23 protein-coding genes are annotated in these 17194 nt (G+C 57.4%); 14 read left to right on the forward strand and 9 right to left on the reverse strand.

Translation table 11 applies throughout. From position 1 onward, the window contains the following. Window positions 1–12 precede the first annotated feature (12 nt). From ACLH0J_RS14375 to csrA, 3 genes are all read right to left on the reverse strand, one after another. Window positions 13–297: a hypothetical protein gene (locus tag ACLH0J_RS14375; protein ID WP_411392490.1), complete on the reverse strand. Its 285-nt coding sequence runs from the start codon at window positions 295–297 to the stop codon at window positions 13–15. 87 nt (window positions 298–384) lie between these two features. Further along, a complete protein-coding gene (locus tag ACLH0J_RS14380) occupies window positions 385–642 on the reverse strand; it encodes a hypothetical protein (RefSeq protein WP_411392491.1) in 258 nt (85 codons plus the stop codon). 211 nt (window positions 643–853) lie between these two features. Continuing rightward, a complete protein-coding gene (gene csrA, locus ACLH0J_RS14385; RefSeq protein WP_010567010.1) occupies window positions 854–1048 on the reverse strand; it encodes a carbon storage regulator CsrA in 195 nt (64 codons plus the stop codon). Window positions 1049–1310: 262 nt separating this feature from the next. Between csrA and ACLH0J_RS14390 the strand changes: the two genes are divergently transcribed. After that, the gene (locus ACLH0J_RS14390; RefSeq protein ID WP_411392826.1) at window positions 1311–1676 is read left to right on the forward strand and encodes an SPOR domain-containing protein; all 366 of its coding nucleotides are present in this window, start codon (window positions 1311–1313) and stop codon (window positions 1674–1676) included. Window positions 1677–1788: 112 nt separating this feature from the next. On the opposite strand, the gene ACLH0J_RS14395 is transcribed toward ACLH0J_RS14390, so the two are convergent. The 3 genes from ACLH0J_RS14395 to ACLH0J_RS14405 all read right to left on the reverse strand — a co-directional run bounded on the left by ACLH0J_RS14395 (window position 1789) and on the right by ACLH0J_RS14405 (window position 4069). Beyond that, window positions 1789–2481, reverse strand: coding sequence for an endonuclease (locus ACLH0J_RS14395; protein ID WP_411392492.1), 693 nt, complete (start codon window positions 2479–2481; stop codon window positions 1789–1791). Window positions 2482–2485: 4 nt separating this feature from the next. Then, window positions 2486–2737: a DUF1654 domain-containing protein gene (locus ACLH0J_RS14400; protein ID WP_411392493.1), complete on the reverse strand. Its 252-nt coding sequence runs from the start codon at window positions 2735–2737 to the stop codon at window positions 2486–2488. 243 nt (window positions 2738–2980) lie between these two features. After that, window positions 2981–4069: an asparaginase gene (locus tag ACLH0J_RS14405; protein WP_411392494.1), complete on the reverse strand. Its 1089-nt coding sequence runs from the start codon at window positions 4067–4069 to the stop codon at window positions 2981–2983. Between the two features lie 563 nt (window positions 4070–4632). Between ACLH0J_RS14405 and ACLH0J_RS14410 the strand changes: the two genes are divergently transcribed. The 7 genes from ACLH0J_RS14410 to ACLH0J_RS14440 are packed head-to-tail and all read left to right on the forward strand — an operon-like array spanning window position 4633 to window position 11599. Continuing rightward, complete coding sequence (locus tag ACLH0J_RS14410; protein ID WP_411392495.1) at window positions 4633–5592, forward strand: sugar ABC transporter substrate-binding protein; 960 nt, start codon at window positions 4633–4635, stop codon at window positions 5590–5592. A 57-nt stretch (window positions 5593–5649) separates the two neighbouring features. Next, complete coding sequence (locus ACLH0J_RS14415) at window positions 5650–7203, forward strand: sugar ABC transporter ATP-binding protein (protein WP_411392496.1); 1554 nt, start codon at window positions 5650–5652, stop codon at window positions 7201–7203. Further along, window positions 7200–8177, forward strand: coding sequence for an ABC transporter permease (locus ACLH0J_RS14420; protein WP_411392497.1), 978 nt, complete (start codon window positions 7200–7202; stop codon window positions 8175–8177). Before ACLH0J_RS14415 ends, ACLH0J_RS14420 begins: the two co-directional genes overlap by 4 nt. A gap of 3 nt (window positions 8178–8180) precedes the next feature. Continuing rightward, entirely contained in the window at window positions 8181–9203 is a 1023-nt protein-coding gene (locus ACLH0J_RS14425) for a LacI family DNA-binding transcriptional regulator (protein WP_411392498.1), read from the forward strand. A 23-nt stretch (window positions 9204–9226) separates the two neighbouring features. Next, the gene (gene rbsK, locus ACLH0J_RS14430; RefSeq protein WP_411392499.1) at window positions 9227–10144 is read left to right on the forward strand and encodes a ribokinase; all 918 of its coding nucleotides are present in this window, start codon (window positions 9227–9229) and stop codon (window positions 10142–10144) included. Continuing rightward, window positions 10141–10545: a D-ribose pyranase gene (rbsD, locus tag ACLH0J_RS14435; protein WP_411392500.1), complete on the forward strand. Its 405-nt coding sequence runs from the start codon at window positions 10141–10143 to the stop codon at window positions 10543–10545. The genes rbsK and rbsD overlap by 4 nt, the downstream gene beginning before the upstream one ends. A gap of 25 nt (window positions 10546–10570) precedes the next feature. Further along, the gene (locus ACLH0J_RS14440; RefSeq protein ID WP_411392501.1) at window positions 10571–11599 is read left to right on the forward strand and encodes a nucleoside hydrolase; all 1029 of its coding nucleotides are present in this window, start codon (window positions 10571–10573) and stop codon (window positions 11597–11599) included. Between the two features lie 33 nt (window positions 11600–11632). On the opposite strand, the gene ACLH0J_RS14445 is transcribed toward ACLH0J_RS14440, so the two are convergent. Next, complete coding sequence (locus ACLH0J_RS14445) at window positions 11633–11845, reverse strand: hypothetical protein (RefSeq protein ID WP_411392502.1); 213 nt, start codon at window positions 11843–11845, stop codon at window positions 11633–11635. A gap of 156 nt (window positions 11846–12001) precedes the next feature. Between ACLH0J_RS14445 and ACLH0J_RS14450 the strand changes: the two genes are divergently transcribed. Then, window positions 12002–12310 carry a hypothetical protein gene (locus ACLH0J_RS14450; protein WP_411392503.1) on the forward strand — a complete coding sequence of 103 codons (309 nt, stop codon included), beginning with the start codon at window positions 12002–12004 and terminating at the stop codon, window positions 12308–12310. Between the two features lie 143 nt (window positions 12311–12453). Next, complete coding sequence (locus ACLH0J_RS14455) at window positions 12454–12774, forward strand: I78 family peptidase inhibitor (protein WP_411392504.1); 321 nt, start codon at window positions 12454–12456, stop codon at window positions 12772–12774. 73 nt (window positions 12775–12847) lie between these two features. Here ACLH0J_RS14455 and ACLH0J_RS14460 read toward each other — a convergent pair whose 3' ends face one another. Beyond that, complete coding sequence (locus ACLH0J_RS14460) at window positions 12848–13060, reverse strand: cold-shock protein (RefSeq protein WP_003234260.1); 213 nt, start codon at window positions 13058–13060, stop codon at window positions 12848–12850. Window positions 13061–13349: 289 nt separating this feature from the next. Then, window positions 13350–13664, reverse strand: coding sequence for a hypothetical protein (locus ACLH0J_RS14465; RefSeq protein ID WP_411392505.1), 315 nt, complete (start codon window positions 13662–13664; stop codon window positions 13350–13352). Window positions 13665–14030: 366 nt separating this feature from the next. Here ACLH0J_RS14465 and thrS point away from each other — a divergent pair, with 366 nt between their 5' ends. Genes thrS through rplT form a run of 4 tightly spaced genes read left to right on the forward strand, consistent with a single transcriptional unit; the run spans window position 14031 to window position 17146 of the window. Next, window positions 14031–15953 carry a threonine--tRNA ligase gene (gene thrS, locus ACLH0J_RS14470; RefSeq protein WP_411392506.1) on the forward strand — a complete coding sequence of 641 codons (1923 nt, stop codon included), beginning with the start codon at window positions 14031–14033 and terminating at the stop codon, window positions 15951–15953. Then, window positions 15953–16504 carry a translation initiation factor IF-3 gene (gene infC / locus ACLH0J_RS14475; protein WP_169850653.1) on the forward strand — a complete coding sequence of 184 codons (552 nt, stop codon included), beginning with the start codon at window positions 15953–15955 and terminating at the stop codon, window positions 16502–16504. Before thrS ends, infC begins: the two co-directional genes overlap by 1 nt. Window positions 16505–16564: 60 nt before the next feature. Beyond that, the gene (rpmI, locus tag ACLH0J_RS14480) at window positions 16565–16759 is read left to right on the forward strand and encodes a 50S ribosomal protein L35 (protein ID WP_002553160.1); all 195 of its coding nucleotides are present in this window, start codon (window positions 16565–16567) and stop codon (window positions 16757–16759) included. A gap of 30 nt (window positions 16760–16789) precedes the next feature. Beyond that, complete coding sequence (gene rplT, locus ACLH0J_RS14485) at window positions 16790–17146, forward strand: 50S ribosomal protein L20 (RefSeq protein WP_002553161.1); 357 nt, start codon at window positions 16790–16792, stop codon at window positions 17144–17146. The last annotated feature ends 48 nt before the right edge of the window (window positions 17147–17194 follow it).

A 17194-nucleotide genomic window follows, 5' to 3' on the forward strand; every position in this document is an offset into this window, starting at 1 on the left:
AGATCGGGCTCGCTAGCGCTCTTGACGGGCCGGGTCAGACGGTGGCTGCATCCGATCGTTTCTCATTCCCTGGCGAGACATCACCATCTCCCTGAGGATTTCGTTGGCCAGTCGGGCAATCGCTTCGGCGCCGCGATAATGCGCGCGTACGATTCCGGTAATCGCGAAATGGTCGGTTTCCGGGCCGCTGAGTACGGCCGAAAGAGTGCCATCGGCGTGCAAGGAACAAGTGACCCTGTAGCTGGGCAGGCGAGCTGACAGTGCAGATTCGATTTGGGATTTACTCAGGGTGTCCATCTGCTTCAGCGCCTTTCAATGACAGTGAAAAGCAAAGCATAGGTCGTCTTGCGAGACTGTAAACACCGGCGATCTAATAGCGCAGAGCTAGCCATCAGCGTGCCGTTTTCGAGCGGTTTGTTGGCAGAGTTTACGCTGCACGGCCTTCTGGATGGGCTTGAGGCAGAACATGAACAGGTAGCCGCCCAGCAACAGGGCCAAGTCCAGCCCAGAATGGGTGTCGGTAGTGTCGGCGCCTTCGATTTCAAGTCTCAGGCCATATTCCAGTCCTACGAAGACCAGCCCTATCAGCAGGGCGATCACCCAGGCTCTGAGCGCAAATCGCGGCGCGGCGGTGGGCCTCATCGACATGCTCCTCGGCGCACACGGATGGCAAGGTGTGAGTCAGATGATTCGGCTGCGAATGAAGCGACAAGTTCCTGGCATGAAGGCAGTTTCATCTTGCGGCGCCAATGAAGTCATTGGCAACGCCGGTGACATAACACGGAAAAAAGCAGTTCGAAGGGGTTTTCGCCAGCCGTTACAGTGAACGAAAGGGCTGGCTACTGAGGGCGCTTCAAGGCGTCTGGTTTTTGTCCGGGGCGGTCAGACCGGCCTGGATGCGCTGGTAGATCTCCTCGCGATGCACCGCGACATTCTTGGGGGCGTTGATGCCGATTCGTACTTGCTGGCCGCTGACGCCCAGGATGGTGATCGTGATGTCATCACCGATGTTTATGCTTTCACCGACTTTGCGGGTGAGTATCAGCATGGACTTCTCCTTGATTACTTTTAAGGACACATGTTTCAGACAGGGCAGGTGTCGGATGTGTGTAGCTTACTGCTAAGCGCTTCCCTGTGACTGCCTCTTTTAGGACGCATAGAGGCGACATTAATTCCCATGGCGGCATCATACAGGTCTGCGATACATCATTCGCATTGTTTAAGCCAACGTTTATGACGGCCAGAATAGACAGTGAATGATAAAGTCGCCTATTTATCCTTAAAGGAGCAGGGCTGTGCGTAAAGTAGCGATGGCAATTGCGGTGTTGGCATTGGCCGGTTGCGGTGAAGGTAAGAGCGTCGATACCCCCAGGGTCAAGCCTGCCGTGACCGAAAGCCAGCCACAGGCCGGTGCGATTGCCGCTCAGGAATGGGATGTGCGGGTGGGCCCGCCGGATCACAAGCTGCAGGCGATCACTGACCTCACTGCCTGGTTGTTGGAACATGGATTCAATTTTTACATCGTGAAGACGGACGGCAAGGACGAAGTGCTGTTGGGGCCGTTCGCAACCAAGGAACAAGCAGAGGCCAAGCAAGCGCAACTCACAGAAAAGCTGGCGCGCGCCAAGAAAAACGATACCGAGTCGCAAATCATCGAACACAAGGCTGCGCAGTAGGGGGGATGTGCTGGCCGTTGTAGGAGCGTTTGCTTGCGAAAGACATCGGCGCTATTGCGTTTATTTTTGGATAAACGTATCGCTTACGAGTTTTTCGCGAGCAAACTCACTCCTACAGCCCGCAGGCTTTGAGGTTTACCGGGCCCACGAATTCATTGCCGCGCCCCATCACACAGGCTACGGTCTGGTTGCGCTGGCGCTCCCACGCCTGCACCGGATAGGTTCTGTTCCAGGCTTCATACAACTGGCGATCCTGTTTCGACAAGCGCAAGCCGTATTGCTTGCTCATGTAGAAATAAGTGCGCGCGATCATTCCTCGAATGGAGGGGCGGGGCATGACCTTTTTAGCTTTGAAGTCCACTTGGGTCAGGCATGAGCCGTACTGCCCGCTTTGCACCGGCAGCCAGCCAAAGCTGAAGTTATTACGGTCGCCATTGACCTCGCCGATGCTTGGTACCAGGTTGTGCAGGTCCGCTTCGGCGCGTTTGAACACGTCATCATTGCGCGCGCAGTTCTTGCGTCCGCCATTCTGCCAGCACTGGCGCTGATGTCCGATCTGCCAGGCCGGAACAATGTGCTCCCACTCGATGCGTGCCGCGCGGTTGGGGTTTTTGCGCGGGATGTAGCCACAGGCTTTCAGGTCCACGCGGTTGCCGGTGTATTTGCATCCGCAATAGAACTCGGTGGATTGCGGGGCGTAGAGCTTCCAGGCAATTTTTTTTGCTTCGCTGAACGTGCGGGGGGCCTGGGCGTTGGCAGTGAGGGTAAACAACAGGCAACACACCGCGATAAAACGGACAATCATTGAATCAATCTTCCTTCGGCACAACCCAGAAAATCTGTACGCCGCCGTCGTCCCGATAGGCGAGTGTGACGTTGTCGTTTTCCGCGATTTCCTCCAGCAAACGTGCCCATTCATCTTCGGGTTCATCCGGCAAACGGAAGATCAAGGCTGCCTTGGCTTTCTGAGCGTTGGTTGAATTGATGATCTTTTGCACACGAAGAGCCAAGCGTTCGTAGGCATCAGGCGGGGTTGGCGTTGCGGAAGAGGGCTTTGCCATGGAGTGTTCCTTAATTAGCTGTACGCACATACAGTATTTAACTGTAAGTGATTTCGCAACTGCTTAAATTTAAAGAGATTCGTCCGACAGCTATTCGGGCGATTTGGTCTAGGGCGGGGGAGACGAACTGTAGGAGCGAGCGTGCCCGCGAAAAGCTTGAGGACGATGGGTTAAACCAGGCAGACCGCGCCCTCGTTAACGACCTTCGCGAGCAAACTCGCTCCTACCAGGTAAGGCTAGGAATCAGTATTCCCAGAACATCCGTTGCAGCTCTTTGCTGTCCTGGGTCTTGGTCAGGGCGACCATTGCCAGGATGCGAGCTTTCTGCGGGTTCAGGTCGAGGGCGGCTACCCAGTCGTACTTGTCGTCAGGCTGTTCGGCATTGCGCAGAACCATCCCGCCGGCATTTACATGGGAAGAGCGAATGATTTGCACCCCTTGCTTGCGCAGTTCCACCAGCGCGGGTACCACTTTGGACGACACAGAACCATTGCCGGTACCGGCGTGGATGATGGCTTTGGCGCCAGCCTGGGCCAGGGCCTTGTAGGCGGTATCACTCACGTTGCCATAGCCATAGGCGATTTCAACGTCAGGCAGGCTCTTGATGGTCTTGATGTCAAATTCCGAATCCATGGTATGGCGCTTGGCAGGCAGGCGGAACCAGTAGGATTTGCCTTCAACCACCATCCCCAGCGGGCCCCATGGGCTCTTGAAGGCTTCGGTCTTGATGTTGATCATCTTGCTGACGTCACGACCCGACTGGATCTCGTCGTTCATGGTCACGAGTACGCCTTTGCCGCGGGCGTCTTTGCTGCCGGCAACGGCCACGGCGTTATACAGGTTGAGCATGCCATCCGCCGACATGGCGGTACCCGGACGCATGGAGCCGACGACAACGATTGGCTTGTCGGTTTTTTCCACCAGGTTCAGGAAGTAGGCGGTCTCTTCCAGGGTGTCGGTACCGTGGGTGATCACAATGCCGTCCACGTCCTTGCTGTCGGCCAGTTCGGCCACGCGGCGACCCAGTTGCAGCAGGTTTTCATTGTTGATGCTTTCGGACGCAATTTGCATCACTTGCTCGCCGCGCACATTGGCGATCTGACTAAGCTCAGGAACACCCGCGATCAATTGATCGATGCCGACTTTCGCCGCCTGATAGGTGGCGCTGTTGGCCGCACTGGCACCGGCACCGGCAATGGTGCCGCCAGTGGCGAGGATCACCACGTTGGACAGCTTGGTCTTGGTTTCGACGTCCTTTGCCTGGGCGGCAACGGGGAACAGCAGCAGGAGGGCTAATGCGCCCGGAACAAAAGTCTTCAGTGCAGATTTCATTATTTTTCTCTCTGGTTTTTGATGAGTGCTGTAGCAGGTTCATCTAGAACACCCGGGCAGTTCTGAATGCCACGAGGCGTAGGGTATGAGCAGGATCTGTACCAGGCTGAGGGTGTTTGTCTTTATAAAATAAATTATTGATTTAAAAGGATTTTTTTGTTTGGTGTTGATGGGCTTGATCAAGGAGCTGTCCGGCTTTCCGAATATCGGACGGCATCGCGTTCGGTTGTCCGAAAAAGATAGCGATTTGACAGGGAGCGTTACGCTGTAACGCCGCGAAAAGGCTGTCGTTTTAGAGAACGACTGGGAGGGGATGATGTTTAAAGACCTCCCATCCACGCCGCGAAAGCAGCGTTGGCGGGCTTGCATGAAAGGTTGTTTTCTATCGTTGACAAATCTCGACAAGATTCTCATAGTTCGGATAATGCAAACGTTTGCGAGATGTTTCACAAGATACTGCTGGGTATCGTGACAACTCGTATCAGCCGCCCGGGTGGGAAGGCTGCCGAAGCATGCTTCGGTGCAAGCGTTGCTCACAATAATCATAAGATCGGAGTGAACCCATGAAGCTGCCATTTGCCGGACGTCTTCTTGCTGTCGCTGTGCTTGCTGCCGCATCCGTCGCCTTACCTGTTTCCTCTGCCTTCGCTGATGACGCCACCGCCAAACCCAAGGTCGGTCTGGTAATGAAGTCCCTTGCCAATGAGTTTTTCGTGACCATGCAGGATGGCGCCAAGGCCTATCAGAAAGACCACGCCGGCGGTTTCGACATGATCACCAACGGGATCAAGAACGAAACCGATACCAGCGCCCAGATCGACATCGTCAATCAGATGATTCTCTCCAAGGTCAACGCCATCGTTATCGCGCCTGCTGACTCCAAGGCACTGGTCACGGTGTTGAAGAAAGCCTCCGATGCCGGCATCAAGGTCGTCAATATCGACAACCGCCTGGATCCGGACGTACTCAAAAGCAAACATCTGGATATTCCCTTCGTCGGCCCCGACAACCGCAAAGGTGCCAAGCTGGTGGGCGACTACCTGGCCAAGCGACTGGCTGCGGGCGACAAAGTCGGCATCATCGAGGGCGTACCGACCACCACCAACGCACAGCAGCGCACCGCAGGCTTCAAGGATGCGATGGACGCTGCCGGCATGAAGATCGTTTCCACTCAATCCGGCAACTGGGAAATCGATCAAGGCCAGAAAGTGGCCGCTGCCATGCTGAGCGAATACCCGGACCTCAAGGCATTGCTGGCTGGTAACGACAACATGGCCTTGGGCGCTGTCTCTGCCATCCGTGCTGCCGGCAAGACCGGTAAAGTTTTGGTGGTGGGCTACGACAACATCGACGCCATCAAGCAGATGCTGAAGGATAACCGCGTCCTCGCGACCGCCGACCAGGCCGCCGCTCAGCAAGCCGTGTTCGGTATCCAGAATGCGCTCAAGCTGGTCAAGGGCGAGAAGGTCGACGCCAAAGGTGGCGTGATCGAAACCCCGGTCGAGCTCGTCGTCAAAAAGTAATCCTGGCTGCGCCCAACAGCGTCCGCTCGTCCTGAGCGGGCGCCTGGAGATTTTCCTATGTCATCTTCCGCCCCGAACGCTGTCCTCTCGGTCAGCGGTATCGGCAAGACCTATGCCCAACCGGTTCTGTCCGACATCACCCTGACGCTCAATCGTGGGGAGGTGCTGGCGCTCACCGGTGAGAACGGCGCAGGCAAAAGCACCTTGTCGAAGATCATCGGCGGGCTGGTCACGCCGACCACCGGGCATATGCAATTCAATGGCCAGGATTACCGCCCGGGTAGTCGCACCCAGGCAGAAGAGCTGGGTGTGCGCATGGTCATGCAGGAGCTCAATCTGCTGCCGACGCTGACCGTGGCCGAAAACCTGTTCCTGGATAATCTACCCAGCCACTGCGGCTGGATCAGCCGCAAGCAACTGCGCAACGCCGCGATCGAGGCCATGGCCCAGGTCGGCCTGGACGCAATCGATCCAGACACCTTGGTCGGCAGTCTCGGGATCGGCCATCAGCAAATGGTCGAGATCGCCCGCAACCTGATCGGCGACTGCCACGTACTGATCCTCGACGAACCCACGGCCATGCTGACCGCCCGTGAAGTCGAGATGCTGTTTGAGCAAATCACCCGCTTGCAGGCCCGGGGCGTGGCGATCGTTTATATTTCGCACCGGCTTGAAGAGTTGGCCCGTGTCGCCCAACGCATTGCGGTGCTGCGTGACGGAAAACTGGTCTGCGTCGAGCCGATGGCCAATTACAACAGCGAGCAACTGGTGACCTTGATGGTCGGTCGCGAGCTGGGCGAGCACATTGACTTGGGCCCGCGCACCATCGGTGGTCCGGCCCTCACGGTAAAAGGGCTGACCCGTGGGGACAAAGTCCGCGATGTCTCCTTTGAAGTGCGCGCCGGAGAAATCTATGGCATTTCCGGGCTGATCGGTGCCGGTCGCACTGAGTTGCTGCGCCTGATCTTCGGTGCGGACCTGGCCGACAGCGGCACCGTGGCCCTCGGCTCACCGACCCAGGTAGTGAGCATTCGCTCGCCAGTGGACGCCGTAGGCCATGGTATCGCCCTGATCACCGAGGACCGTAAGGGCGAAGGCCTGCTGCTGACTCAGTCCATCAGCGCGAATATCGCCTTGGGCAACATGCCGGAAATCTCCGGCGGCGGGGTAGTCAACAGTCGCGACGAAACCGCGTTGGCCAAGCGCCAGATTGATGCCATGCGTATCCGCAGTTCCAGTCCGGCGCAGCTTGTGTCGGAACTGTCCGGCGGCAACCAGCAGAAAGTGGTGATTGGCCGCTGGCTGGAGCGCGACTGTTCGGTGATGCTGTTCGACGAGCCCACCCGTGGTATCGACGTCGGTGCCAAGTTCGACATTTATGCCTTGCTCGGCGAATTGACCCGCCAGGGCAAAGCGCTGGTGGTGGTGTCCAGTGACCTGCGTGAGCTCATGCTGATCTGCGACCGCATCGGCGTGCTGTCCGCCGGGCGCCTGATCGAGACTTTCGAGCGCGACAACTGGACCCAGGACGAATTGCTCGCCGCCGCCTTTGCCGGTTATCAGAAACGTGATGCTCTGCTCAATGACGCAGTGCTTAGGGATACCCCATGAAAACAACAACTTCCCCCGGTAAAACTGGCGGCAACTTCTATGGCCTGGGTACCTACCTCGGCCTGGCGGGTGCGTTGCTGGCGATGATTGCGCTGTTCTCGGTGCTCAGCGATCACTTTCTGTCCTATGACACCTTCAGCACCCTGGCCAACCAGATTCCGGACCTGATGGTACTGGCGGTCGGCATGACCTTCATTCTGATCATCGGCGGTATCGACCTGTCCGTGGGATCGGTGCTGGCGCTCGCCGCCTCCGCCGTCAGCGTGGCGATCCTCGGCTGGGGCTGGAGCGTATTGCCGGCGGCCTTGCTTGGCATGGCCTGCGCGGCACTGACAGGTACGATCACCGGTTCGATCACGGTGGCTTGGCGGATTCCGTCGTTTATCGTGTCCCTGGGTGTGCTGGAAATGGCCCGTGGCGTGGCCTACCAGATGACGGGCTCGCGCACCGCCTATATCGGTGACTCCTTTGCCTGGCTGTCCAACCCGATTGCCTTCGGCATTTCGCCTTCATTCATCATTGCCTTGCTGGTGATCGTCGTCGCCCAACTGGTATTGACTCGTACGGTGTTCGGCCGTTACCTGATCGGTATCGGCACCAATGAAGAAGCGGTGCGTCTGGCGGGGATCAACCCCAAGCCATACAAAATCCTGGTGTTCAGCCTGATGGGCCTGTTGGCGGGCGTGGCGGCGTTGTTCCAGATTTCGCGCCTGGAAGCGGCGGATCCTAACGCCGGCTCTGGCCTGGAGCTGCAAGTGATCGCAGCGGTGGTGATCGGTGGTACCAGCCTGATGGGGGGGCGCGGTTCAGTGATCAGCACCTTCTTTGGCGTGTTGATTATCTCGGTACTGGCTGCCGGTTTGGCACAGATCGGTGCCACGGAACCCACGAAGCGCATCATCACCGGTGCCGTGATCGTGATTGCCGTGGTCCTCGATACCTACCGCAGCCAGCGCGCCAGTCGGCGAGGTTGACTCATGGCAACGATCAAAGATGTGGCAGCGCTTGCGGGCATTTCCTACACCACCGTGTCCCACGTGGTGAACAAGACGCGCCCGGTCAGCGAGCCGGTACGCGTCAAAGTGGAAGCGGCGATCAAGCAGCTCGATTATGTGCCCAGTGCGGTTGCTCGCTCGCTCAAGGCCAAGACCACCGCCACTATTGGGCTGCTGGTGCCCAATAGCCTCAACCCGTATTTCGCGGAATTGGCCCGGGGGATCGAGGATTACTGCGAGCGTAATGGCTACTGCGTAATCCTCTGTAACTCCGACGACAACGCTGAAAAGCAGCGCAGCTATTTGCGGGTGCTGCTTGAGAAGCGCGTCGATGGCTTGATCGTGACTTCGGTAGGCGGCGATGACAGTGGTCTTGCCGCAGGCTTGAGCGCGGTGCGCACGCCCATGGTCATCGTCGACCGCGCGCTGGATGGCATTGATGTCGACCTGGTGCGCATCGATCACGAGCAGGGCGCTTACCTCGCGACTCGACACTTGCTCGAACTCGGCCACCGCGACATTGCCTGCATCGCCGGCCCCAGCCGTACCCGTGTAGCGCAGATGCGTCTGGCGGGTTATCAACGTGCACTGCGCGAGGCGGGCGTGGAGGTGGCGGCCAATCGCACCGAAGAAAGCGACTTCACCAGCACGGGGGGGTATGCCGCCGCGGTGAAGTTGCTGTCGGAAAACCCGCCCAGCGCGATTTTCGCCAGCAACGACATGATCGGTTTCGGTGTATTGCGCGCAGCAGCCGAGCGCAATATCCGCGTGCCGACCGAGCTGTCGGTGATCGGTTTCGATGACATTCAAATGGGCCGCTACGTCTACCCGGCACTGACCACGGTCGGGCAATCGATCGTGCAGTTGGGCGAGACGGCGGCCGAGCTTTTACTGCGACGAATTGCAACCCCCCAACTGCCGATCGATCAACGCATCGTGACGCCGAGCATTGTGTTGCGTGAGTCGACGGCGCCAGTCGCCGGTACATTTGCCCAATACCGCTGAACCGAATTGATGAGTACTGATGTATGCCCGCAAAAGTAGTGGTAATAGGCAGCTTGAACATGGACCTGGTCACCCGTGCCAGTCGACTGCCGCGAGCCGGTGAAACCCTGATCGGCCAGACGTTCACCACCGTGCCCGGCGGCAAGGGCGCCAACCAGGCCGTGGCGTCGGCTCGTCTGGGGGCTGATGTCTCGATGATCGGCTGCGTTGGCACCGACGCATATGGCATCCAACTGCGTGACGCGTTGCTGGTGGAAGGCATCGATTGCCGGGCAGTCAGTACCGTGGAGGGTTCCAGTGGCGTGGCGTTGATCGTGGTGGATGACAGCAGCCAGAACGCCATTGTGATCGTCGCCGGCAGCAATGGCGAACTGACGCCAGCCTCGCTGCTGGCATTTGATGCGGTGTTGCAGGCTGCCGAGGTGATCGTCTGCCAGTTGGAGGTGCCTATGGACACCGTGGGGTATGCCCTCAAGCGCGGTCGTGAGCTGGGCAAGACGATGATCCTCAATCCTGCCCCGGCCAGCGCGCCACTGCCCGCCGAATGGTACGCCTCGATCGATTACTTGATCCCCAACGAAAGTGAAGCCAGCGCATTGAGCGGCGTGGCGGTCGACTCGCTTGACAGCGCCAAGGTTGCTGCAACTCAGCTGATTCAGGCCGGTGCAGGCAAAGTCATTATCACGCTGGGCGCACAAGGTGTGCTGTTTAGCGATGGCCAGGTGTTCGAGCACCTGGTGCCACCCAAGGTCAAGGCGGTGGATACCACGGCAGCCGGCGATACGTTTGTCGGGGGCTTCGCCGCCGCCTTGGCCAAAGGTGAAAGCGAGGCCGAGGCCATTCGTTTTGGTCAGGTCGCAGCGGCATTGTCGGTGACCCGCGCCGGTGCGCAACCCTCCATTCCTACGCTGCACGACGTACAAGGTTTTGTACCTTCATGAAAAAGACTCCGCTGCTCAATATCGCCCTGTCGCGCGTGATCGCTTCCCTGGGGCACGGCGACATCCTGGTGATCGGTGATGCCGGCTTGCCCGTGCCACCAGGCGTCGAGTTGATCGACCTGGCGTTGACCCAAGGTATCCCCGATTTCATCAGTACGTTGCGCATTGTGCTCAGTGAAATGCAGGTGGAAAGCCATGTGCTGGCCGAAGAAATCCTGCTCAAGCAGCCGCCTGCGCTGAGCGCGCTCGATGCCCTCACAGAGCAGGCGGCGGTGGGTGAGCGGCGGCTGGTCAGTCATGAGGCATTCAAGCAACTCAGTCGCAAGGCGCGCGCAGTGGTGCGCACGGGTGAGTGCCAGCCTTACTGCAATATCGCGCTGGTGTCCGGCGTAACGTTTTAGCGTTCTCAATGACAAGGAGTGTTTTATGCATCGTGGTCTCCCAGCCCTGAAAAATCTGTTCCGGAGTGTTCTGCTTTTGTCCGCGCTCACTGCTGCAAGCGCCCACGCGGCGGAAAAAATCGACCTGATCATCGACACCGATCCTGGCGCTGACGATGTGGTGGCTTTGTTGTTTGCCATGGCCTCGCCTGAGGAACTGAACATTCGTGCGCTGACCACCGTGGCCGGCAACGTGCGCCTGGACAAGACGTCCCGTAACGCGCGGCTGGCCCGTGAGTGGGCGGGGCGCGAGGATATTCCGGTGTATGCCGGCGCGCCCAAGCCGATTCTGCGCACGCCGATCTATGCTGAAAATATCCATGGCAAGGAAGGCATTTCCGGGGTCGCTGTCCACGAACCCAAAAAGGGCCTGGCCGAAGGCAATGCTGTTGACTACCTGATCAAGACCCTGAGCAGCGCCAAACCCCACAGCATCACCATCGCCATGCTCGGTCCGCAGACCAACCTGGCACTGGCGTTGACCCAGGCGCCGGAAATCACCCAAGGCATCAAGGAAGTGGTGGTGATGGGCGGCGCGCACTTCAATGGCGGCAATATCACGCTAGTGGCGGAGTTCAACCTGTTCGCCGACCCGATTGCCGCCGAGATTGTGCTCAAGAGTGGCGTCAAACTGACCTATCTACCCCTGGACGTGACCCACAAGGTACTGACCAGTGAGGCACGCCTGAAGCAGATCGCCGACCTCAATAGCAACGCGAGCAAGATCGTCGGCGATATTCTTAACGAGTACGTCAAGGGCGACATGGAGCACTACGGCCTCCCCGGCGGACCGGTGCACGATGCCACCGTCGTTGCTTACCTGCTCAAGCCTTCGCTGTTCAGCGGCCGTGAGGTCAATGTGGTCGTGGACAGTCGTGAAGGCCCGACCTTCGGCCAGACCATCGTCGATTGGTACGGCGGCCTGAAACAACCGAAGAACGCGTTCTGGGTTGAGAGCGGCGACGCCCAAGGCTTCTTCGATCTGCTGACCGAGCGCCTGGCGCGTCTGAAGTGATGCCTGATCTGGTCGGCGCTCGCCGACCGGTTCTTATTCGCGCGCCGGATCGTGCGCGCCTTTGTAGTCGGTCGGGTACTTCTCGAATATCTGGCCGATGAACGCTTGTGCCGCTTGAGTGCCTAGTTCCTTGACCAGCAGGTCGATGCCGATGATCGCCAATTCCTCAGGGCTTCCCGGGCTGTAGGAGCTTTGTCCTTGAGGCCACTTGGCTTTGATATCGGCTTGGAGCGCTACGGTGGTCATGAATGTCTCGCGGGGCTAAAAGTGCTGGGCAGTGCGCAGGAACGCGGTTTTAAACGGCGTAGTTAACCATTTTGGGCGGCATTTGGCACTGCTACTTAGGCATGAAGCGGGGGCTGTGCGACACTGTCGACCTGTTTAATTGCCGGGGAATACCGCGTGCAGATCGATTTGAACAACCCCGAGAATCTGACACTGACGGCCGTGCGCCAACTGATCGCCAGTGCCAGTGACGACGAACATACCCAACTGCGGGTAACCAAGAGCGGCATCGCCTACATATCTTCTGGAACCGCAGTTGGCGGTGTAGACATCGGTGGGCTGCTGTTTCGCCTGGAGACCTGGGCCAAGGGCTCTGGCTACGTTGGGAATGTGGCCGCTAGCGACGAGGTTTGGGTCATGCAGATTTTCAATGCGCTGAAGCAAAACTGGCCGAAGCCGCCGTTTGACTACATCGACATTTACTGAGTGCATTCATATCTGGTCACGATTGACCGGGCGAATGCCCGTCGAGACTCTGGCAGACTTGGCCGGCGGCGCTTTACGTCTTGAAACCAATCTGTCTGACCGCTGTCGCACGATCTCTGTCCATTTTTTTCATAGGAGGCTTCATGCCTTGGAAGCTCGCATCATTCGGTACTTTGTTGGCAGCACTCGCGTTGGCGGGTTGCAGCACCCCAGGTGCTTCTGAGCCAGCCAAAGATACCGGCGCAACCGATGCCGGTCATAGTCGCTGTGAGGCGAAGGCCGCCGAATTCACCATCGGCCAGAAAGCCTCGCCACAGTTGCTCGAGCAGGCCCGCACTCGCGCCGGTGCGCAGAATGCGCGCATCCTCAAGCCCAACGATATGATCACCCTTGAATACCGCTCCGACCGCCTGAACCTGAACACCGACGACAACCTGGTGATCACGCGGGTCAATTGCGGCTGATAGCCAACTGGCTTTTGTATCGCCTATAAAAAACCCCGTCACATGGACGGGGTTTTTTTAGCTCAGCGGAGAATTACTCGCCGCGAACCTGTGCAGCTTGCATACCCTTTTGGCCTTTCTCAGCCACGAAGGAAACGGTTTGGCCTTCTTTCAGGCTTTTGAAACCGTCGCTTTCGATAGCTTTGAAGTGTACGAACAGGTCGTCACCGCCACCTTGAGGAGTGATGAAGCCGAAGCCTTTTTCATCGTTGAACCATTTAACGGTGCCGGTTTGGCGATTAGACATGGTGTATCTCCAAGAAACATATATTTTCAGTAGTGCTGTGCTGCTCAGGCCAACTGGGCACACTGGGCTATCATAGTCGAAATGTTCGGCTTGGGAGCCCCCCCAAGGCATTGTTTGCTGATCAACAATGTTGCCTTTAATGCATTGGCTGGCTGAAAGCCCCGTTCTACGGGGCTTTCGCACGAAATATCAACTGGTAAAAAAAGCCGTAAAAGCTGCGTAATTTGTGAGAAATGGCAGTTTTCAGGCTATTTTTCCAGCAAAAAAGCCGCCTGGTCAGGGGCCGGTCTTACTTTTTCTTCATGACCTTGCAGGACGAAATAGCCGCGACGGCTTTGTTTTTAAGCTGCGGGCTGGCGTTCTGGTTGGTCATGAGTTCCTTGATTTCGGCCGTGCTCAATTCAGCGTTGATTTTGTCGGCACCACATTCGCAATGGGTTTTGGCAGTTTTGACGTCCACGTTCTGGCTGGCAGCGGCAGCGCAGTCCTTGACGAAGCTGTCGCGGGCACCGGCGGGCCAGTTGGAGGGTGCTGCGGCCTGTGCGCCGACGGAAAGGAGGGTCAGGGAGGCAGCGAGAGCGAGGGTCGAGGTAAAACGCATCATGGGATGCTCCTATGGGTCGAGGACGAACGGCGATTCTCAAGGTGTTTGAGGTATCGCGTACAGCTCAAGTTCACTTTTGCAGCAATAACGGCAGAAATTTGCCAGTACATAAGCGCGGGCCGGCGCGATGACCGTTCATCTGTGCTAGCATCTTTGGCCTGGCTATTTCCCGGCGCGCCATTCGCCGCCCTGTCAGGTTTCTTTTTGTTCACTCCAGTCACTCTGGTTCGATCACCGGTTGGCCGAAAGGCTCCTGCCGCTGTAAGGCACGCGTTCATCACTGAACGGCCTGGTATTGGATCTTGTACTGGCTCATCCCAACCCACGTGACCTTTGGTAGGGGTCACCACTAGGAGAGGAGGCGCCATGCCAACTATTACTCTTCCCGATGGCAGTCAACGTTCATTCGATCATTCGGTTTCCGTAGCCGAGGTCGCTGCATCCATTGGTGCCGGCCTGGCCAAGGCCACTGTGGCTGGCAAGGTCGACGGCAAGCTGGTTGACGCCAGCGACCTGATCACCGCCGATGTCAGCCTGCAAATCATCACGCCCAAGGATCAAGAGGGGCTGGAGATCATTCGCCACTCTTGCGCGCACCTGATTGGCCACGCGGTCAAGCAGTTGTACCCGACAGCTAAGATGGTGATCGGTCCTGTCATTGACGAGGGCTTCTATTACGATATCGCCTACGAGCGTCCTTTTACTCCGGACGACCTGGCCGCGATTGAACAGCGCATGCACGCGCTGATCGAAAAAGATTACGACGTGATCAAGAAAGTCACGCCGCGCGCCGAAGTGATCGACGTGTTCACCGCCCGTGGCGAAGACTACAAGCTGCGGCTGGTAGAAGACATGCCGGACGAGCAGGCCATGGGCCTGTACTACCACGAAGAATACGTCGACATGTGCCGTGGCCCGCACGTGCCGAACACGCGTTTCCTCAAGTCGTTCAAGTTGACCAAGCTGTCGGGTGCCTACTGGCGCGGCGACGCGAAGAACGAGCAATTGCAGCGGATCTACGGTACTGCCTGGGCTGACAAGAAGCAGCTGGCGGCCTACGTCCAGCGCATCGAAGAAGCCGAGAAGCGCGATCACCGCAAGATCGGCAAGCGCCTGAACCTGTTCCACCTTCAGGAAGAAGCGCCGGGTATGGTGTTCTGGCACCCGAATGGCTGGACCCTGTATCAGGTGCTCGAGCAGTACATGCGCAAGGTTCAGCGCGAGAACGGCTACCTGGAAATCAAGACTCCCCAGGTCGTTGACCGCAGCCTGTGGGAAAAATCCGGGCACTGGGCCAACTACGCCGACAACATGTTCACTACCCAGTCGGAAAACCGCGACTACGCCATCAAGCCGATGAACTGCCCTTGCCACGTGCAGGTGTTCAACCAAGGCCTGAAGAGCTACCGCGAGTTGCCGATGCGCCTGGCCGAATTCGGTGCCTGCCACCGTAACGAGCCATCGGGTGCGCTGCACGGCATCATGCGCGTACGCGGCTTCACTCAGGACGACGCCCACATTTTCTGCACCGAAGAGCAGATGCAGGCCGAGTCCGCTGCGTTCATCAAGCTGACCATGGACGTTTATCGCGATTTTGGCTTTACCGAAGTCGAAATGAAGCTGTCCACTCGTCCGGAAAAACGCGTTGGTTCCGACGAGTTGTGGGATCGCGCCGAAGCGGCACTGGCCGCTGCGCTAGATAGCGCGGGCCTTGCGTACGACCTGCAGCCGGGTGAGGGTGCCTTCTACGGACCTAAAATCGAATTTTCGCTGAAAGATTGTCTTGGTCGTGTCTGGCAATGTGGTACTTTGCAGCTCGATTTTAACCTGCCGATCCGTCTGGGAGCCGAATACGTCACCGAAGACAACTGCCGTAAACACCCGGTTATGCTGCACCGGGCGATTCTCGGTTCGTTCGAGCGGTTCGTCGGTATCCTGATCGAGCACTACGAGGGCGCATTCCCCGCGTGGTTGGCTCCGACCCAGGCAGTGATCATGAATATCACTGATAAACAGGCCGATTTTGCCGCTGAAGTTGAAAAAACTCTCAACGAAAGCGGATTTCGTGCCAAGTCCGACTTGAGAAATGAAAAGATCGGCTTTAAAATCCGCGAGCATACTTTGCTCAAGGTTCCCTATCTTTTGGTTATCGGAGATCGGGAAGTCGAGATGCAGACTGTCGCTGTGCGTACTCGTGAAGGTGCTGACCTGGGCTCGATGCCCGTCGCCCAGTTCGCTGAGTTCCTCGCGCAAGCGGTTTCCCGGCGTGGTCGCCCAGATTCGGAGTAATTATTATTAAGCGTGAAATGAGACAAGATAAACGAGCTGCACCGAAAGCCCCGATCAACGAGAATATCTCGGCACGCGAGGTTCGGTTAATTGGCGCTGACGGCGAGCAGATTGGCATCGTCTCGATTGATGAAGCGCTTCGTATCGCTGAAGAGTCCAAATTGGACCTGGTGGAAATTTCCGCCGACGCAGTCCCGCCTGTTTGCCGGGTGATGGACTACGGCAAGTCGATCTTCGAAAAGAAGAAGCAGATTGCTGCAGCGAAGAAGAACCAGAAGCAGATTCAAGTAAAAGAAATCAAGTTTCGTCCAGGGACGGAGGAAGGGGATTACCAGGTAAAACTGCGCAACCTGGTACGTTTCCTGAGTGATGGGGACAGGGCCAAGGTATCCTTGCGATTCCGCGGCCGTGAGATGGCCCACCAGGAGCTGGGGATGGAACTCCTCAAGCGGGTTGAAGCTGACCTGCTCGAGTACGGTTCGGTCGAACAGCATCCTAAGATGGAAGGACGCCAGCTGATCATGGTCATCGCCCCGAAAAAGAAGAAGTAATCAACAGGGCACGGCAGGCCTTCTGATTATGTTTATCAACTGAATGCGGAGTATCCGAACATGCCAAAGATGAAGACTAAAAGTGGTGCTGCTAAGCGGTTTCTGAAAACTGCTAACGGTATCAAGCACAAGCACGCTTTCAAGAGCCACATCCTGACCAAAATGTCGACCAAGCGTAAGCGTCAACTGCGCGGTAGCAGCTTGCTGCATCCGTCTGACGTGGCAAAAGTCGAGCGCATGCTGCGCCTTCGTTAATTTTTGGATCAAGAATAGAGGAAGTAACTCATGGCTCGTGTAAAGCGTGGCGTCATTGCCCGTAAACGTCACAAAAAAATTCTGAAACTTGCTAAAGGCTACTACGGCGCGCGTTCACGCGTATTCCGTGTTGCCAAGCAAGCGGTAATCAAGGCAGGCCAATACGCCTACCGTGACCGTCGTCAGAAAAAACGTCAGTTCCGCGCTCTGTGGATCGCTCGTATCAACGCTGGTGCTCGTGTTAACGGTCTGTCCTACAGCCGTTTCATTGCTGGCCTGAAAAAAGCGTCCATCGAGATCGACCGTAAGGTTCTGGCTGATCTGGCAGTGAACGAAAAAGCGGCGTTTGCTGCGATTGTCGAGAAAGCTAAAGCCACCTTGGCTTAAGTACCCCCGACAGTCACCCTGGGCTACTCCTGTGGCCCAAGGTGTTAA

Origin of the sequence: Pseudomonas sp. MPB23 (assembly GCF_046605395.1) — a bacterium.
Taxonomy (GTDB): domain Bacteria; phylum Pseudomonadota; class Gammaproteobacteria; order Pseudomonadales; family Pseudomonadaceae; genus Aquipseudomonas.

Bases quoted from the DNA above. Each gene is read 5' to 3' on its own strand.
- ACLH0J_RS14375 (WP_411392490.1), bottom strand. From the start codon at position 297: ATGGACACCCTGAGTAAATCCCAAATCGAATCTGCACTGTCAGCTCGC.
- ACLH0J_RS14380 (WP_411392491.1), bottom strand. From the start codon at position 642: ATGAGGCCCACCGCCGCGCCGCGATTTGCGCTCAGAGCCTGGGTGATC.
- csrA (WP_010567010.1), bottom strand. From the start codon at position 1,048: ATGCTGATACTCACCCGCAAAGTCGGTGAAAGCATAAACATCGGTGAT.
- ACLH0J_RS14390 (WP_411392826.1), top strand. From the start codon at position 1,311: ATGGCAATTGCGGTGTTGGCATTGGCCGGTTGCGGTGAAGGTAAGAGC.
- ACLH0J_RS14395 (WP_411392492.1), bottom strand. From the start codon at position 2,481: ATGATTGTCCGTTTTATCGCGGTGTGTTGCCTGTTGTTTACCCTCACT.
- ACLH0J_RS14400 (WP_411392493.1), bottom strand. From the start codon at position 2,737: ATGGCAAAGCCCTCTTCCGCAACGCCAACCCCGCCTGATGCCTACGAA.
- ACLH0J_RS14405 (WP_411392494.1), bottom strand. From the start codon at position 4,069: ATGAAATCTGCACTGAAGACTTTTGTTCCGGGCGCATTAGCCCTCCTG.
- ACLH0J_RS14410 (WP_411392495.1), top strand. From the start codon at position 4,633: ATGAAGCTGCCATTTGCCGGACGTCTTCTTGCTGTCGCTGTGCTTGCT.
- ACLH0J_RS14415 (WP_411392496.1), top strand. From the start codon at position 5,650: ATGTCATCTTCCGCCCCGAACGCTGTCCTCTCGGTCAGCGGTATCGGC.
- ACLH0J_RS14420 (WP_411392497.1), top strand. From the start codon at position 7,200: ATGAAAACAACAACTTCCCCCGGTAAAACTGGCGGCAACTTCTATGGC.
- ACLH0J_RS14425 (WP_411392498.1), top strand. From the start codon at position 8,181: ATGGCAACGATCAAAGATGTGGCAGCGCTTGCGGGCATTTCCTACACC.
- rbsK (WP_411392499.1), top strand. From the start codon at position 9,227: ATGCCCGCAAAAGTAGTGGTAATAGGCAGCTTGAACATGGACCTGGTC.
- rbsD (WP_411392500.1), top strand. From the start codon at position 10,141: ATGAAAAAGACTCCGCTGCTCAATATCGCCCTGTCGCGCGTGATCGCT.
- ACLH0J_RS14440 (WP_411392501.1), top strand. From the start codon at position 10,571: ATGCATCGTGGTCTCCCAGCCCTGAAAAATCTGTTCCGGAGTGTTCTG.
- ACLH0J_RS14445 (WP_411392502.1), bottom strand. From the start codon at position 11,845: ATGACCACCGTAGCGCTCCAAGCCGATATCAAAGCCAAGTGGCCTCAA.
- ACLH0J_RS14455 (WP_411392504.1), top strand. From the start codon at position 12,454: ATGCCTTGGAAGCTCGCATCATTCGGTACTTTGTTGGCAGCACTCGCG.
- ACLH0J_RS14460 (WP_003234260.1), bottom strand. From the start codon at position 13,060: ATGTCTAATCGCCAAACCGGCACCGTTAAATGGTTCAACGATGAAAAA.
- ACLH0J_RS14465 (WP_411392505.1), bottom strand. From the start codon at position 13,664: ATGATGCGTTTTACCTCGACCCTCGCTCTCGCTGCCTCCCTGACCCTC.
- thrS (WP_411392506.1), top strand. From the start codon at position 14,031: ATGCCAACTATTACTCTTCCCGATGGCAGTCAACGTTCATTCGATCAT.
- rpmI (WP_002553160.1), top strand. From the start codon at position 16,565: ATGCCAAAGATGAAGACTAAAAGTGGTGCTGCTAAGCGGTTTCTGAAA.
- rplT (WP_002553161.1), top strand. From the start codon at position 16,790: ATGGCTCGTGTAAAGCGTGGCGTCATTGCCCGTAAACGTCACAAAAAA.